Source organism: Pseudomonas sp. D4002 (assembly GCF_013385665.1).
Lineage (GTDB): Bacteria > Pseudomonadota > Gammaproteobacteria > Pseudomonadales > Pseudomonadaceae > Aquipseudomonas.
In genome coordinates, this window is sequence record NZ_JACAPN010000015.1 from 115,534 (window position 1) to 131,401 (window position 15,868).

General features: G+C 60.1%; 12 protein-coding genes. 7 read left to right on the forward strand and 5 right to left on the reverse strand.

Annotation, left to right across the window (positions count from 1 at the left end; all coding sequences use genetic code 11):
* Positions 1–25: 25 nt before the first annotated feature.
* Both HX824_RS08420 and HX824_RS08425 read right to left on the reverse strand, forming a co-directional pair.
* Positions 26–3,373 carry a dermonecrotic toxin domain-containing protein gene (locus HX824_RS08420; RefSeq protein ID WP_177054432.1) on the reverse strand — a complete coding sequence of 1,116 codons (3,348 nt, stop codon included), beginning with the start codon at positions 3,371–3,373 and terminating at the stop codon, positions 26–28.
* A 299-nt stretch (positions 3,374–3,672) separates the two neighbouring features.
* Positions 3,673–4,386, reverse strand: coding sequence for an SIMPL domain-containing protein (locus HX824_RS08425; RefSeq protein WP_003216012.1), 714 nt, complete (start codon positions 4,384–4,386; stop codon positions 3,673–3,675).
* A 206-nt stretch (positions 4,387–4,592) separates the two neighbouring features.
* Between HX824_RS08425 and HX824_RS08430 the strand changes: the two genes are divergently transcribed.
* The 3 genes from HX824_RS08430 to HX824_RS08440 all read left to right on the forward strand — a co-directional run bounded on the left by HX824_RS08430 (position 4,593) and on the right by HX824_RS08440 (position 8,233).
* Positions 4,593–5,855, forward strand: a complete 1,263-nt coding sequence (locus HX824_RS08430) for an ATP-binding protein (protein WP_003216013.1) — start codon at positions 4,593–4,595, stop codon at positions 5,853–5,855.
* Complete coding sequence (locus HX824_RS08435; RefSeq protein WP_003216016.1) at positions 5,848–6,408, forward strand: response regulator transcription factor; 561 nt, start codon at positions 5,848–5,850, stop codon at positions 6,406–6,408. The genes HX824_RS08430 and HX824_RS08435 overlap by 8 nt, the downstream gene beginning before the upstream one ends.
* A gap of 100 nt (positions 6,409–6,508) precedes the next feature.
* Positions 6,509–8,233 (forward strand): ABC transporter ATP-binding protein/permease, encoded by a 1,725-nt coding sequence (locus HX824_RS08440; RefSeq protein WP_008437256.1) that lies wholly within the window; start codon positions 6,509–6,511, stop codon positions 8,231–8,233.
* Positions 8,234–8,431: 198 nt separating this feature from the next.
* Here the strand turns inward: HX824_RS08440 and HX824_RS08445 are convergent, their stop codons facing one another.
* Positions 8,432–8,869, reverse strand: a complete 438-nt coding sequence (locus tag HX824_RS08445; protein WP_003216019.1) for a YhcB family protein — start codon at positions 8,867–8,869, stop codon at positions 8,432–8,434.
* 147 nt (positions 8,870–9,016) lie between these two features.
* Between HX824_RS08445 and HX824_RS08450 the strand changes: the two genes are divergently transcribed.
* The 3 genes from HX824_RS08450 to zapE all read left to right on the forward strand — a co-directional run bounded on the left by HX824_RS08450 (position 9,017) and on the right by zapE (position 12,191).
* Positions 9,017–9,646, forward strand: a complete 630-nt coding sequence (locus HX824_RS08450) for an alpha/beta hydrolase (protein WP_102604577.1) — start codon at positions 9,017–9,019, stop codon at positions 9,644–9,646.
* Positions 9,647–9,662: 16 nt separating this feature from the next.
* On the forward strand, positions 9,663–11,018 hold the full coding sequence (locus HX824_RS08455) for a tryptophan--tRNA ligase (protein ID WP_102604564.1): 1,356 nt from the start codon (positions 9,663–9,665) through the stop codon (positions 11,016–11,018).
* A gap of 78 nt (positions 11,019–11,096) precedes the next feature.
* Positions 11,097–12,191, forward strand: coding sequence for a cell division protein ZapE (zapE, locus tag HX824_RS08460; RefSeq protein WP_003216025.1), 1,095 nt, complete (start codon positions 11,097–11,099; stop codon positions 12,189–12,191).
* A 193-nt stretch (positions 12,192–12,384) separates the two neighbouring features.
* Here the strand turns inward: zapE and HX824_RS08465 are convergent, their stop codons facing one another.
* Positions 12,385–13,305, reverse strand: coding sequence for a GlxA family transcriptional regulator (locus HX824_RS08465; protein WP_173406101.1), 921 nt, complete (start codon positions 13,303–13,305; stop codon positions 12,385–12,387).
* A gap of 220 nt (positions 13,306–13,525) precedes the next feature.
* Between HX824_RS08465 and HX824_RS08470 the strand changes: the two genes are divergently transcribed.
* On the forward strand, positions 13,526–14,662 hold the full coding sequence (locus tag HX824_RS08470) for an acyl-CoA dehydrogenase family protein (RefSeq protein WP_003216028.1): 1,137 nt from the start codon (positions 13,526–13,528) through the stop codon (positions 14,660–14,662).
* Positions 14,663–14,785: 123 nt separating this feature from the next.
* Here the strand turns inward: HX824_RS08470 and HX824_RS08475 are convergent, their stop codons facing one another.
* A complete protein-coding gene (locus tag HX824_RS08475) occupies positions 14,786–15,826 on the reverse strand; it encodes an NADP(H)-dependent aldo-keto reductase (protein WP_177021839.1) in 1,041 nt (346 codons plus the stop codon).
* Between the last annotated feature and the right edge of the window lie 42 nt (positions 15,827–15,868).

Here is a 15,868-nt window from a genome sequence, read left to right on the forward strand (position 1 = left end):
AAGCGCCTGCGTCGCGGCGATCGCCTTAAAACACCTGTGCGCCGCCATAAACGGTGGACTGTATCCACCGCGGGTCCATAGGATCGCTCCAGACGTGCCGAGGCGGCGTACCACCATCTCCGATCAGGATTTGCCGGCCCTCGTCGCTCCATTCCTGCATGCGTTGTGCGAATTGGCCGTGGTACTCGTTGGCCGGACAAGTGATACCGGCCCATGGGTCCACTATCCACGCATCAGCCCATTCGGGCTCGGCAAATCCAGCGGTCAAGAGGTTAGGCTGACTTGCGGGGCCGCCGACCACGCTGAAGGTGTGTCCCTGCACTTGTGCAATGCGGGCAAAGCCGCCACTGGCGTTAACGGTATCGGTGGCGACCCTGGCCATCTGGTCGCAATTGCCGGCCCCCGTTTTCAGGATGACCTCCGAGTAGTTGGGCGCGCCGGTTCGAGTGTATAGCCAGGTCACTATTTCATTGGCCACGTCGCTGCGCAGACTGTTACCGGCATCGGCCAGGGTTTTCTGGTTGGCCGACCGTATACCGGTTGTCTGGAACTGTTCCTCCACCGTTCTCTTGCCCCAACGGGCGTAGGCCTTGTTTTGCTCGTTGACCGTGAGCTGCCCGAAATAGTGAGGCTTTTGAAGGGGCTCAAGTTGTATGGTCTTGGCGGCCACCTCTACCTTCTTGTCCCAGGCATAGACTGCCAGTAGAACTTCACGTTTCTTTTCATCGGACAGTCCGGCCAGGACTCGGTCCAGTTGGGTGGCTTGATCGGGTTTGAAGTTGTATTCAAGGCTCAGTTTTTTTGCCAGTGAGTCCAGGGAGGGCAGTATCACCAGATCGTTATTGTGGGTTTTTCCGGAAATGTCACGATAGAGGTCCTTGTACTCGTCATGCAGCCTGATGATGTCCCGGCTGGCCGGATCGGTGTTTGCGGCGATGCGTTGAAAGTTGAGCGCAGGGTTCGAACCGTCGTATTCGGCCACGTAGTAAATGCCGGTATCGCCCTCGACCACCACATAATCTATTCCTGCGTAGGGTATTTTTATGCCCCTCAGGACGCGCTGGTCATCACTGAGATCACTGATCTGGTCCAGCTTTACAACCACGGTTTCCTGGTTGAGCGCCCGTGGTTGACCGATATCTTCATAGCCGAAGTCCGGCTCATTGAGCACCACCCCACTGGTTTGGTTGCGGTAGGTAACCGGCGTGTGCCCGGGCACCGACATCAGCTCCTGGCTGGATGTGTCGCTCACTCTATACAGCCTGTGCTCATGCACCACGGTCCGCGCGCCTTCCTGCGTTGGGGCGCCCGGCAAGAGACGCCGATGCTCAAGTGCCTGGGCGTCTTGAGCGACCGATGTATCGGCGTCCTCGATCATTTTTGTGTAGCACAAGCTGTCAATGTTGCGCTTTACGCGGCGCCCAACCGGCGCACAAACGGCTTCAAAATCCTCCAGCGGCTCGGCATGCTCGGTAGGCCCCATCTTGGTCAAGGCGTCCGGTTGTGCGGGGTCGTAGCGGTAAACGTCATCCCCGACCACTACATCGGTATGGGTTGCACGCTTGATCAGGAAGGTCTGGTCTGCGGACAGGCCCTCAGGTACCAGCACGCTTGCCCCTGCAGCTCCCGGCTCGACTTCGCGCGTGAGGGCGATGCGGGTGGAGGACTCAAGGGCTTTCGAGGCCCTCTCTATCCCTTTCTCCACCAGTGAAGTTGCGCCCGAAGCCACCGTCGGCAGCGCATTGAGCACTCCGAACACGATATGGTCGGCCCCGCCTTTCTTGCCGTGCTTGACGTCATCGATGCCGATACCGGCCTCCGCTACGCCGGAGGCGACGTAGAACACCTCGAGGGCCACGGCGACTTCGGGCATCACCAGTGCCAGCGGCGTCATCAGCATCGCGACCTTGGTGGCGGTTTCCAGGCCTTTGAGGATGTTGGCTTTGGTCACGTCGCTGTCGGTGACGATTTGGGTCTCGGCATCCTTGTACGAGCGATCTTTCTGGCGGGCAGTAATGGCCTCGAATGGGTCCTGGGCGAGGGGTTCGGTGGTGATGAAAGTCTGCGGGTTGAATTCATTCAGGCGCTCCAACACATCGGCATCCGGCGCGTCTTTGCGGTGCCAGCCACCCAGCCCGGTCAGTGTCTGGTTCACGCCGTCGGAGAACGTCCGGTCGGCCTGGTCACGCAGCGTGAAATGGGTTGAAAGGGCTTCGCGCTTGGTGGGGTCGGCAGCTTGCTCAGCCAGCCAGTTTTTCATCTGGGCCTGGCTGTCAAAGCGATGAATAGGCGACGAGTTGCCGGGAATATACAAAAGCGTGGGGCTGATGATCTTGCCGTCATCGGTGACCTTGGGGTTTTTGTCGGTGATGTACAGCAGGTCCGAAGATTGAAAACCGTTGATGCTGAGCAGACCCATTTCCAGGCCTGGGTCCTGGGCGGCAGAGGCTTTCAGGTCCTCGACGCGGAGGTTCGACCAGTCTTTATCGGTGGTCAAGTTCGCTGCGCGTAGCGCCAGTTCCTTGTCGCTTGGGCTCAGGCTGCCGGTCTTTTCCTGGAGCAGGATGGCGGCAACGAAGGAGGCCTTGGTCAATGCCGTGTATTTGCTTTCGTGGCTGGGCCAGAACGTATCCAGGAATGTTTTATACGGCGCGGCGCGTTCGGTGTTCCACACCAATTCCCTGAATTGCTCCGGGGTCTTTTTGATCCGCATCGACTCGTTGTATTGCTGGCGCTGGCCGGGCGGGGAGGCGCGGTATATAAACTCATAGGTCTGCTGGGCATTGACGGCAGAGTCAATGGCAAGCCCCGCCTGGCCCAGCGGCGAAAACGTCAGTAGCCGTTCCAGCCAGGTATGCAGGGTCGTGCGTGTTTTTTCCTCGGGCGTCTGGTGTTCATCGGTGTTGTTTTTTTTCTGCACATCTTGCAGGGCCGCCTGGGTCAAGGTTATCCGGTTCAGTACCTTTGCATTGCGAGGAGGCCTTCCCCGTGTCGGGTCGTAGTTGAAGGTAGTAATAAACGTGTTGTCCGGATCAACGTCCTCGCCCCACTTTTTCTTGATTTCGGCCTTGATAAGGTTGGCGGTGCTTTCCAGGGGCGTCTCGAACCCTGTCGTTGCACTGCGAATGTAGTTTTCGACTGTCTTGTTGTATGGCAATCCCGGGATCAACACGTCGTGAGTGTGACGGCGGGGTCGTGATGCGGGAGTGTCGGTGGCCCGATCGGCTGCCTTTACGGGCTGCCCTGGCGAATATGTCTGCCGTGAAGTATCCGTACCTTGGCGGGGTTTTCCCTGTTCTTCGGCAATACCTGCCGAGGAGGGGGTATCAAGGAAGAAGCCGTTGTTTGCCGCGATGGAACCTATGGTGGTCATATGACAAATCCTGATGTGCATGGTGTGCAGGAATGATGTGATGTCCGCCATAGGTGGTTCAGCGTGTAGGCGTGTTCCGTTCTTTGATGGGGAAGATGTAGTTCGCCATTACGCGGGTTATAAGCTGAAAAGATTTATCGCCGGTGCGCTTCAAGGTGTGTGGACCAGAACACTCTCAGCCATTGAGTATTTTCTTAAGCTGATATCCGGTTATTACCGCTGATACTTCTTGAATGAAGTGCGCAGGCAAAAAAAACGCTGCCCGTGGGCAGCGTCATTGCAACTGGGGTACCGCTCGATCAAGGCATCTGGACTTCGATCACGCCATCTGCGGTCATGTTGACCTGGCTGGTGCCGGCTTCGACTTCCGGCGTCGGTGCCGAATCCATCGCTGCGGCTTTCATCATCATCCCGCCACGTGCATACGGCTGTGGATAACCGTTGGTGTTGAAGTTCAGGTTGACGATCTTGTAGCCCTTGCCGCCCAGCGCATCGGTGGCCAGTTGGGCACGGGCCTTGAATGCGGTGACCGCTTCTTTAAGCAGGGCATCTTCGCTGGCCTTGCGGGTCGGGTTGGCGATGGCGAAGTCCATGCTGTCCATTTTCAGGTTGGTCAGCATGTCGCCGGTGAGCTTGGACAGGGCGGCGAAGTCGGCACTTTCCATGCGCAGCTCAGCGCGTTCACGCCAGCCGGTGATTTTCTGGTTCTTGTTGTCGTAGATCGGGTAGCTGTTGCGGCTACCCTGGCGCAGGGTCACGCCTTTGACTTCGCGGGCCTGGGCCAGCGCCTTGTTCATGGTGGTGGTGATTTCGGCGGCAAGCTTGGCCGGGTCGGTGTTCTGCGACTCGGTGTACAGGGTGACGATCATCTGGTCGCGCGCCACTTCCTGGCTGACTTCGGCACGCAGGGAAATCTGGTTGTAATGCAGTTCGTCAGCGGCCATGGCCGGCAGGCTGGCGAGGGTAGCGGCGCCGAGGGTGAGGGTGGCTGCACTGCGAATGAAACGAGACATGTAAGCTCCTTGAGATGTTCGTGTTCGGTAAGACTGTAGACGCAAGGTTTCAGTTCTTCGGGTTTACACATTCGCTACAAGTTGGCGGATGCCGACGAACGGTCATGATCCTGACCCCTGCGTCAAAGAGCCACACACGCCGTGCCAGCGCTGTCGCTTCGTTTATACTCCGTGCGATCCGCCTGCAGCGCTCATCGGGAGAGCTCATGCTCGCCGCCGTAAAACTGACTTCCGCCACCCGCCAGAACCTTTGGCGCCTGACGTTCATCCGCACCCTGGTGCTGGCCGCACAGGCTGGTTCGGTGGGGCTCGCCTATTGGTTCAAACTGCTGCCGCTGCCCTGGTTGCAGTTGGCCGTGACCCTCGGCTTCTCCACGGTGCTGTGTGTATTTACCGTCATCCGGCTGCGCACCACGTGGCCTGTGACCGAGCTGGAATACGCCCTGCAACTGGCCTGCGACCTGTTTATCCACAGCGTGTTGCTGTACTTCTCCGGCGGCTCCACCAACCCGTTCGTGTCCTATTACCTGGTGCCACTGACCATCGCGGCGGTGACCTTGCCGTGGCGTTATTCGGTGGTGCTGTCGGGTATTGCCCTGACCCTGTACACCCTGCTGCTGGCACAGTTCTACCCGTTGCAGACCTTCCCCATCGCCCGGGAAAACCTGCAGATCTACGGCATGTGGCTGAGCTTTGCCCTGTCGGCGGCGGTCATCACCTTTTTTGCCGCACGAATGGCGGAAGAGCTGCGCCGCCAGGAAGAACTGCGCGCCATTCGCCGTGAAGAAGGCCTGCGTGACCAGCAGCTGCTGGCCGTTGCCACCCAGGCCGCCGGCGCGGCCCACGAATTGGGGACGCCGCTGGCGACCATGAGCGTACTGCTCAAGGAAATGACCCAGGACCACCACGACCCGGCCCTGCAAGACGACCTGAGTGTGCTGCAGGAACAGGTCAAGCAGTGCAAGCTGACCTTGCAGCAGCTGGTGCGCGCCGCCGAGGCCAATCGCCGCCTGGCGGTGGAGATGCAAGACGTCACCCAGTGGCTGGACGAAGCCCTGAACCGCTGGCACCTGATGCGTCCCGAAGCCAGTTACCGGTTTCACCTGCTGGGCCAGGGCACGGTGCCGCGCATGGCACCGCCGCCGGACCTGACCCAGGCGCTGCTGAACCTGCTGAACAACGCCGCCGATGCCTGCCCGGAAGGGTTGGAAGTGACCCTGGACTGGGATGCGGAAGACTTCACCATCAGCATTCGCGACCACGGCGCCGGTGTGCCGCTGGCGATTGCCGAGCAGATCGGCAAGCCCTTCTTTACCACCAAGGGCAAAGGCTTCGGCCTGGGCCTGTTTTTGAGCAAGGCCAGCGTGACCCGCGCGGGCGGCTCAGTGAAACTCTATAGTCATGAGGAAGGCGGTACGCTCACCGAGCTGCGCCTGCCCCGTGTCGCACGAGGAGACATCGATGAGTGACGAGATCCAAGTCGAAGGCGAAGAACTGCCGCACCTGCTGCTGGTAGATGACGACGCCACCTTTACCCGCGTGATGGCCCGCGCCATGAGCCGTCGTGGCTTTCGCGTCAGCACCGCAGGTTCCGCCGAGGAAGGCCTGGCCATCGCCACGGCCGACCTGCCGGAATACGCGGCCCTGGACCTGAAAATGGACGGCGACTCCGGCCTGGTGCTGCTGCCCAAGCTGCTGGAGCTGGACCCGGAAATGCGCGTGGTGATCCTCACCGGCTATTCCAGCATTGCCACCGCCGTCGAGGCGATCAAGCGTGGCGCCTGCAACTATCTGTGCAAGCCGGCAGATGCCGACGACGTGCTGGCCGCCTTGCTCTCCGAGCACGCCGACCTCGACACCCTGGTGCCGGAAAACCCGATGTCGGTGGACCGCCTGCAGTGGGAACACATCCAGCGGGTGTTGACCGAGCACGAAGGCAACATCTCCGCCACGGCCCGCGCCCTGGGCATGCATCGTCGAACGTTGCAGCGCAAGTTGCAGAAACGCCCGGTTCGACGTTGAACGGCGACTGAACAATCTGCTTCAGGCCGCACGGAGCCCTGAACCGATCGTTTATGATCGGTTCAAACGCCTGTTATTTTTTTCCTACCGAGCCTGAACAATGAATCAGAACGCTGAGTATTCCGCGGTCAATGACGCGGTGCGTGGGCAATTTTTAAGGAAAGTCTGGGCGCTGATCACCCCCTACTGGCGCAGTGAGGAGAAGTTCAAGGCCTGGCTGTTGTTGCTGGTGGTGCTGGGGCTTTCGCTGTTCAGTGTGGCCGTGTCGGTGTGGTTCAACAGCTGGAACCGCGACTTCTATAACGCCCTGGAAAAGAAGGACTACGACGCCTTCACCCACCTGCTGATGTATTTCAGCGTGATCGCCGTGGTGGCGATCGTCACCGGGGTGTTCACTTCCTATTTGCAGCAAATGCTCACCATCCGCTGGCGGCGCTGGCTGACTGAAACCTACTTCGCCAAGTGGCTGAGCGAGAAGAACTACTACCACCTGGAATATGGCGGCTACACCGATAACCCCGACCAACGTATCTCCGAAGATCTCAACGCCTTTACCAGCAGCACCCTGAGCCTGGGCCTGGGGTTTATCAGTAACCTGGTGAGCCTGGTGTCGTTCTCGGTGATCCTGTGGGGCGTGTCCGGCAGTATCGAGGTTTGGGGCATCACGATTCCCGGCTATATGTTCTGGGCGGCACTGGTATATGCCGTGCTGGGCAGTTGGTTGACCCACTTGATTGGTCGAAAACTGATCGGCTTGAGCAACCGCCAGCAACGCTTCGAGGCCGACTTGCGTTTCAGCCTGGTGCGGGTGCGCGAGAACGCGGAAAGCATCGCGCTGTTCAATGGCGAGCCGAATGAACACCAGCAACTGAGTGCACGTTTCGGGCGGGTGTGGAGCAACTTCTGGAGCATCATGCAGCTGAAGAAGCGCCTGAACTTCTTCACCAGTGGTTACTCGCAGATCGCGATCATCTTCCCGTTTGTGGTGGCAGCGCCGCGTTACTTTTCCGGCCAGATAGAGCTGGGCGTGCTGATGCAAGTGGCCAGTGCGTTTGGCAGCGTGCAGGGCAGCCTGAGCTGGTTTGTCGACGCGTACACCGTGTTGGCCAGCTGGCGTGCGACCTGTGATCGTCTGCTGAGCTTTGGCGAGGCGATGGAAGAAAACGAAGGCCGCAACACGGGCATCGAGTTGCAACGCCAGGGCGGCAATTTGCAGATGAGCAACCTCAGCCTCGATCTGGCGGATGGTCGTCACCTGCTGGATGGCGCCAACCTGACGGTTGCCGAGGGTGAGCGATTGATGCTCAGCGGGCGTTCCGGCAGCGGCAAGTCAACCTTGCTGCGGGCCATGGGCAATCTCTGGCCAAACGGCCACGGCAACATCCGCTTGCCGGCCGAGCGTTATCTGTTCCTGCCGCAAAAGCCGTACCTGCCGATTGGTACCTTGCGGGGTGTGTTGAGTTATCCACAGGAGGAGGGCGCGTACCCGGCGCAACGTTATGCACAGGTCCTGGAAACCTGCCGCCTGGCGCATCTGATTCCACGCTTGGACGAAGCCAATCACTGGCAGCGCATGCTGTCGCCGGGTGAGCAACAGCGCCTGGCGTTTGCGCGGGCGTTGTTGTTTGAACCGCAATGGCTGTACATGGACGAGGCCACCTCGGCGATGGACGAGGAAGATGAGGCGGCGCTGTATCAGGCGTTGATCGATGAATTGCCGGGGTTGAGCATCGTCAGCGTCGGGCACCGCAGCAGCCTCAAGCGTTTCCATGGGCGGCATGTGCGGATACAGGACGGGCAGCTACAAGAACAGCCAGTGTCCTGAAGTCGGACTCGGTCAATGTGGGAGCGGGCTTGCTCGCGAATACGGTGGGTCAGTTAATACATAGGGTGACTGATAGACCGCATTCGCGAGCAAGCCCGCTCCCACATTGGATCAGTGTCGTCTGGTCGACCTGGTGCCAACAAAAAAGCCCGGCTGATCATCGATCAGCCGGGCTTTTTCATGCCGCTTGAAAAGCTATTACTTCTTCAAGCCGTAATGCTCATCCAGCATCCCCGGGGCATTTGGCGTTTTTGGCGCGTAATCCCGTGGCGGTTCCTGATTTTCCCGCGGAGGGGTCAGGCGTTCCCGTGGAGCGTGCGGTGCATCGGAATGCAGCGCGGCCAGCAGGCGCTGGCGGGTGATGTCGTCCAGGGCCAGGCGGTTGGCACCCTCGGCGAGATGATCCTGTACTTCCTGATAGCTCTGAGTGAGCTTTTTCACCAGGGTCGCGGTGCTGTTGAAGTGGGTAACAACCTCGTTCTGATAACTGTCAAAACGTTCCTGAATGTCATCCAGCTGACGCTGCGTGCGGTTAGGCGCGGCATTCGGCAGCAGGCGGGCGACCAGGAATCCAATGGCGACACCGGCAACCAAGGCGAGAGTCGGCAACAACCAAACTAAGAGCGAGTGTTCCACGAGTCCTTCCTCTATAAACGGCTTTGCTTTACGTTAACGGCTCGGACCTGCGCTGTATACCGCGATTAAGCTCGCAATGATGCCATGCACAGACTTTTAGCTAGACGAGTCGACCCCTTGAGAGGTCACGGAGTTCCTTCCTTGCTGATGCGTGAAACCCCCGTTTTGATCGATGGCCCGGTAGGCCAACTGGACGCCCTGTATCTGGATCACCCCGAGCCACGTGGCCTGGCGCTGATCTGTCACCCGAACCCGGTGCAGGGCGGCACCATGCTCAACAAAGTCGTATCGACCCTGCAACGCACCGCGCGCGATGCCGGCTTGATCACGTTACGTTTCAATTATCGCGGTGTCGGCACCAGTGCCGGTACGCACGATATGGGCACCGGTGAAGTCGACGACGCCGAAGCGGCAGCCACCTGGCTGCGTGAAAAGCATCCCGACCTGCCGATCACCCTGCTGGGTTTTTCCTTCGGCGGGTTTGTCGCGGCCACCCTCGGCGGCCGCCTGGAAGCCAAGGGCGAAAAACTCGCGCACCTGTTCATGGTGGCCGCGGCCGTGATGCGCCTGCGGGATAACGACGTGTTGCCACAAGGTTGCCCATTGACCGTGATCCAGCCGGAAACCGACGAAGTGGTCGACCCGCAACTCGTCTACGACTGGTCCGCGGCCCTGAATCGCCCCCATGAGCTGCTGAAAGTGGCAGAATGCGGACACTTTTTTCATGGCAAGCTGACCGATCTCAAGGATCTTGTGCTGCCACGTCTTTCGAATTGATGACAAGCGATCACCCATGACGACCCGTACCCGCATCCTCACCGGCATCACCACCACCGGCACGCCGCACCTGGGCAACTACGCCGGCGCGATTCGCCCGGCGATCCTTGCCAGCCAGGACGCCAACGCCGACTCCTTCTACTTCCTGGCCGACTACCACGCCCTGATCAAGTGCGATGACCCGCAGCGCATCCAGCGCTCGCGCATGGAAATCGCCGCGACCTGGCTGGCCGGTGGCCTGGATGTGAACCGGGTAACCTTCTACCGCCAGTCCGACATCCCGGAAATCCCCGAGCTGACCTGGCTGCTGACCTGCGTGGCGGCCAAGGGCTTGCTCAACCGTGCGCACGCCTACAAGGCCTCGGTGGACAAGAACCTGGAGAACGGCGAAGACCCGGATGCGGGGATCACCATGGGCCTGTACAGCTACCCGGTGCTGATGGCCGCGGACATCCTGATGTTCAACGCCCACAAGGTGCCGGTCGGTCGTGACCAGATCCAGCACGTGGAAATGGCTCGCGACATCGGCCAGCGCTTCAACCACCTGTTCGGCAAGGGTAAAGAATTCTTCACCATGCCCGAAGCGCTGATCGAAGAAAGCGTCGCCACCTTGCCGGGCCTGGATGGCCGCAAGATGTCGAAGAGCTACGACAACACCATCCCGTTGTTCACCAGCGCCAAGGACATGAAGGACGCGATCTCGCGGATCGTCACCGACTCCCGCGCGCCGGGCGAAGCCAAGGATCCGGACAACTCGCACCTGTTCACCCTGTACCAGGCATTTGCCACCCAGACCCAGGAAGAAGAGTTCCGCGGTGAACTGCTGCAAGGCCTGGGCTGGGGCGAGGCGAAGAACCGTCTGTTCCAACTGCTGGACGGCCAGTTGGGTGAAGCGCGCGAGCGTTATCACCAACTGATGTCGCGCCCGTCGGACATGGAAGACCTGCTGCTGGTCGGCGCCCGCAAAGCCCGCGCCGTGGCTGCACCGTTCCTGGCCGAACTGCGTGAAGCGGTGGGCCTGCGCTCGTTCGTCAATCCGGTCGCCGTGGCTGCCACCACCAAGAAGAAAGCTGCGAAAGCCGCACGCTTTGTCAGCTTCCGCGAAGACGACGGCAGCTTCCGCTTCCGTTTGCTGGCGGCCGAAGGCGAGCAACTGCTGCTGTCGCGCAACTTTGCCGACGGTAAAACCGCAGGCGCCGTAACCAAGCAGCTGCAATCGGGTCAGGCGCTGGATGTCCGCAGTGAAGCCTCGAGCTTCAGCGTGTGGCTGGACGGTGAAGTCGTCGCCGATAGCCCGGCGTTCGCCGACAGCGCCTCGCGGGATGCGGCGATCGAAGCCTTGCGCGTTGCGTTGACCCCAATCGAGGATTGACCCGACCAAGGGTTGATTGCCATTCTTCAGGGCCGTCGTTACAGTGGCGGCCCGTTTTTGTTGCCTTGCTAACGAATTATGACGCCCCTAGAACGATATCAAGCTGATCTGAAACGCCCTGAATTCTTCCATGACGCTGCCCAGGAAACTGCGGTGCGCCATTTGCAGCGCCTGTACGACGATCTGGTCCAGGCCTCGCAGAACAAGCCGGGCATGTTCAGCAAGCTGTTTGGCAAGAAAGACCATACGCCGGTCAAGGGCCTGTATTTCTGGGGTGGTGTTGGCCGGGGCAAGACTTACCTGGTGGACACCTTCTTCGAAGCGCTGCCGTTCAAGGAAAAGGTCCGCACCCACTTCCACCGCTTCATGAAGCGCGTGCATGAAGAGATGAAGACCCTGCCGGGCGAAAAGAACCCGCTGACCATCATCGCCAAGCGCTTCTCGGAAGAAGCCCGGGTGATCTGTTTCGATGAGTTCTTCGTGTCCGACATCACCGACGCGATGATCCTCGGCACCCTGATGGAAGAGTTGTTCAAGAACGGCGTGACCCTTGTCGCCACCTCGAACATCGTGCCCGACGGCCTGTACAAGGACGGCCTGCAACGCGCGCGTTTCCTGCCGGCCATCGCCCTGATCAAGCAGAACACCGACATCGTCAACGTCGACAGCGGCGTCGACTACCGCCTGCGTCACCTTGAACAAGCCGAACTGTTCCACTACCCGCTCAACGAAGTGGCCCAGGAAAGCCTGCGCAAGAGCTTCCGCGCGCTGACGCCGGAATGCACCCAGGCGATTGAAAACGACAAGCTGATCATCGAAAACCGCGAAATCATCGCACTGCGCACCTGCGATGACGTGGCCTGGTTCGAATTCCGCGAACTGTGCGACGGCCCTCGCAGCCAGAACGACTACATCGAACTGGGCAAGATCTTCCACGCGGTGATCCTGAGCGGTGTCGAGCAGATGAGCGTCACCACCGACGACATCGCGCGGCGCTTTATCAACATGGTCGACGAATTCTACGACCGCAACGTCAAGCTGATCATCTCGGCGGAAGTCGAGCTCAAGGACCTCTACACCGGCGGCCGCTTGAACTTCGAATTCCAGCGCACCTTGAGCCGCTTGCTGGAAATGCAGTCCCACGAGTTTCTGTCGCGGGCGCACAAGCCGTAAGCGATGTGCTTGAAATGAAAAAGGCCCGCAGCGATGCGGGCCTTTTTTTATGCAAATTTCCAGGTCAACAGAAAGCAACTGTGGGAGCCGGGCTTGCCCGCGATAGCGGTCTGTCGGTTGATGCCGCTGGTGCCTGGCACGCCGCCATCGCAGGCAAGCCAGCTCCCACATTTTTACTGCGTATACCCTTTGGTTACGCGGCCTGCTGGAACTGCTGGCGATACTGGTTGGGCGACAGCTCGGTATGCTGGCGGAACAGCCTCGCAAAGAAGCTCGCGTCGTCGTAGCCCACCTCGTAACTGATGGTCTTGATGCTTTTGCGGCTGCCGGACAGCAGGCCCTTGGCTGTCTCGATGCGCAACCGTTGCAGGTAGTGCAGCGGCTTGTCACCGGTGGCGGTCTGGAAGCGGCGCATGAAGTTGCGGATGCTCATGCCGTGTTCCCGGGCCACGTCTTCGAAGCGGAACTTGTCGGCGAAGTGCTCTTCGAGCCAATGCTGGATCTGCAGGATGATCACGTCCTGGTGCAGCTTCTGCCCGCCAAAACCGATGCGCCCGGGGGCGTAGCTGCGTTGCACTTCGTAGAGGATGTCGCGGGCTACGGCCTGGGCGATGTTGGCGCCGCAGAAGCGTTCGATCAGGTAGATGTAGAGGTCGCAGGCTGAAGTGGTGCCGCCGGCGCAGTAGAGGTTGTCGGCGTCGGTCAGGTGCTTGTCCTGGTTCAGCTGCACCTTGGGAAAGCGTTCGGTGAAAGCGTTGAAGAAGCGCCAATAGGTGGTCGCTTCCTTGCCATCCAGCAGGCCGGCTTCGGCGAGCCAGAACACCCCGGTGGCTTCGCCGCACAGCACCGCGCCACGGGCGTGTTGTTCGCGCAGCCAGGGCAGCACTTGGGGGTAGCGTTGGCACAACGAGTCGAAATCGTCCCAGAAGGCCGGGAGCACGATGATGTCGGCGTTTTCGAGGCCGCCGTCCACCGGCATGATCACATCGCTGAAGCTGCGCACCGACTGCCCGTCGGGGCTGACCAGGCGGGTTTCGAAGGCGGGAGTGAGGCCCTGGCCCAGCTGTTTGCCGTAGCGCAGGCTCGCGAGGTGGAAGAAATCCTTGGCTTGCATGAGGGTTGAAGCGAATACCCGATCAATGGCCAAAATGCTGACGCGCCGCAAGGGCGTGGAGATTTGGTTAGACATAATTTCATTTATTCTTATAGGGGAAAGTGGTCACCAGACGGCTGGATCGTCTTATTTTTTGTCGCATGTGTCCAGTGTCCTGTGACGCCTTCGCGGCTTAGGCTCTGTGATCCCGGTCTTGTCCGACAATTCACACAGGTGACCCATGATTCCCAGAACCTTGTTCAGCTCGGAGCACGAACTCTTCCGCCAGAGCGTGCGCACCTTCCTCGAAAAAGACGCGGCGCCGTTCCACGGGCAATGGGAAAAGCAGGGCTACATCGACCGCAACCTGTGGAACAAGGCGGGGGAGGCGGGGATGCTCTGCTCGCATTTGCCGGAAGAGTACGGCGGCCTCGGGGCGGACTTTCTCTACAGCGCGGTGGTGATCGAGGAGATCAGTCGCCTGGGATTGACCGGGATTGGTTTCTCCCTGCATTCGGACATTGTTGCGCCCTACATCCTGCATTACGGCAGTGAGGCGCTGAAGCACAAGTACCTGCCCAAGCTGATCTCCGGGGAAATGGTCACGGCGATTGCCATGACCGAGCCGGGGGCCGGGTCCGACCTGCAAGGGGTCAAGACTACGGCGGTGCTGGATGGCGATGAATACGTGATCAACGGCTCCAAGACGTTCATCACCAATGGCTTCCTGGCTGATCTGGTGATCGTCGTGGCCAAGACCGATCCCAAGGCCGGCGCCAAGGGCACCAGTCTGTTTCTGGTGGAGGCCAACACGCCGGGCTTCGACAAGGGCAAGCGCCTGGAGAAGGTCGGGATGAAGGCCCAGGATACATCGGAGCTGTTCTTCCAGGATGTGCGGGTGCCCAAGGAGAATCTGCTGGGCCAGGCGGGGATGGGCTTTGCCTACCTGATGCAGGAGTTGCCGCAGGAGCGTTTGACGGTGGCGATTGGTGCGCTGTCGTCAGCTGAGGCGGCGTTGCAATGGACGCTGGAATACACCCGGGACCGCAAGGCGTTCGGCAAGGCGATCATCGACTTCCAGAACACCCGATTCAAACTGGCGGAGATTGCCACTGAAACCCAGATCGGCCGGGTGTTTGTCGACAAGTGCATGGAGTTGCACCTGGAAGGCAAGCTCGATGTGCCCACGGCAGCGATGGCCAAATACTGGGCCACGGACCTGCAGTGCAAGGTGCTGGATGAGTGTGTGCAACTGCACGGCGGGTATGGGTTTATGTGGGAATACCCGATTGCGCGGGCGTGGGCAGATGCGCGGGTGCAGCGGATTTATGCGGGGACGAATGAGATCATGAAGGAGATTATTGCGCGGGCGCTTTGAATTCTTGGTGTTTTTGAGGGCCTCTTCGCGAGCAAGCCCGCTCCCACATTCGACTGCATTCCAAAGGTGGAACTCGGTGGAATGTGGGAGCGGGCTTGCTCGCGAAGGCGGTCTAGAGATCAATCAAGGCGCAGGATTCGGATGATCCTTCTGGATCGCCTCAATCCCCGCCAGCACCTCATCCGACAGTTTCAGGTCGGCGCTGGCGATGTTGCTGTCCAGCTGCTCCAGGGTCGTGGCGCCAATGATGTTGCTGGTCACGAACGGTTGTTGGGTTACAAACGCCAATGCCATCTGCGCCGGGTCCAGGCCGTGCTCACGGGCCAGTGCCACATAACGGCTGCATGCAGCTTCCGACTGCGGGTTGAAGTAGCGGCTGAAGCGGCTATAGAGGCTCAGGCGGCCCTTGGCCGGGCGTGCGCCACCTTCGTACTTGCCGCTGAGCATGCCGAACGCCAGCGGTGAATACGCCAGCAAACCGCACTGTTCACGGATGGCGATTTCCGCCAGGCCCACTTCAAAGCTGCGGTTGAGCAGGTTGTAGGGGTTCTGGATCGACACCGCGCGGGTCCAGCCACGGGCTTCGGCCAGGGCCAGGAACTTCATGGTGCCCCACGGGGTTTCGTTGGACAGGCCGATGTGGCGGATCTTGCCGGCCTTGACCTGCTCATCCAGGGCTTCGAGGGTTTCCTCCAGCGGCGTCAGGTCTTCGTCGGCCTTGTGCTTGTAGCCCAGCTGGCCGAAAAAGTTGGTGCTGCGCTCGGGCCAGTGCAACTGGTAGAGGTCGATCCAGTCGGTTTGCAGGCGCTTGAGGCTCGCGTCCAGGGCTTCGGCGATGTGCTTGCGGTTGTGCTTGAGGCTGCCATCGCGGATGTAGTCGATGGTGTTGCCGGGGCCGGCGATCTTGCTGGCGAGGATCCAGTCGGCACGGTCGCCGCGGCTTTTGAAGTAATTACCGATGTAGCGCTCGGTGGTGGCGTAGGTGTCGGCCTTGGGCGGCACCGGGTACATTTCCGCGGTGTCGAGGAAGTTGATCCCCGCGGCCTTGGCCCGTTCGATCTGTGCGAAGGCCTCTGCCTCGCTGTTCTGCTCGCCCCAGGTCATGGTGCCCAAGGCTATCGCGCTCACGTTCAGATCGGTTCGGCCCAGCTGTCGATAGTCCATCGGGTACTCCTTCGGGGAAAACAATCATAAAAGCAGGTTGAA

What these genes read in the sequence shown, in the direction of transcription:
- HX824_RS08475 (WP_177021839.1), bottom strand. Translation starts at nt 15,826, where the DNA reads ATGGACTATCGACAGCTGGGCCGAACCGATCTGAACGTGAGCGCGATA.
- HX824_RS08435 (WP_003216016.1), top strand. Translation starts at nt 5,848, where the DNA reads ATGAGTGACGAGATCCAAGTCGAAGGCGAAGAACTGCCGCACCTGCTG.
- HX824_RS08450 (WP_102604577.1), top strand. Translation starts at nt 9,017, where the DNA reads ATGCGTGAAACCCCCGTTTTGATCGATGGCCCGGTAGGCCAACTGGAC.
- HX824_RS08455 (WP_102604564.1), top strand. Translation starts at nt 9,663, where the DNA reads ATGACGACCCGTACCCGCATCCTCACCGGCATCACCACCACCGGCACG.
- HX824_RS08440 (WP_008437256.1), top strand. Translation starts at nt 6,509, where the DNA reads ATGAATCAGAACGCTGAGTATTCCGCGGTCAATGACGCGGTGCGTGGG.
- HX824_RS08420 (WP_177054432.1), bottom strand. Translation starts at nt 3,373, where the DNA reads ATGACCACCATAGGTTCCATCGCGGCAAACAACGGCTTCTTCCTTGAT.
- HX824_RS08470 (WP_003216028.1), top strand. Translation starts at nt 13,526, where the DNA reads ATGATTCCCAGAACCTTGTTCAGCTCGGAGCACGAACTCTTCCGCCAG.
- HX824_RS08465 (WP_173406101.1), bottom strand. Translation starts at nt 13,305, where the DNA reads ATGCAAGCCAAGGATTTCTTCCACCTCGCGAGCCTGCGCTACGGCAAA.
- HX824_RS08430 (WP_003216013.1), top strand. Translation starts at nt 4,593, where the DNA reads ATGCTCGCCGCCGTAAAACTGACTTCCGCCACCCGCCAGAACCTTTGG.
- HX824_RS08425 (WP_003216012.1), bottom strand. Translation starts at nt 4,386, where the DNA reads ATGTCTCGTTTCATTCGCAGTGCAGCCACCCTCACCCTCGGCGCCGCT.
- zapE (WP_003216025.1), top strand. Translation starts at nt 11,097, where the DNA reads ATGACGCCCCTAGAACGATATCAAGCTGATCTGAAACGCCCTGAATTC.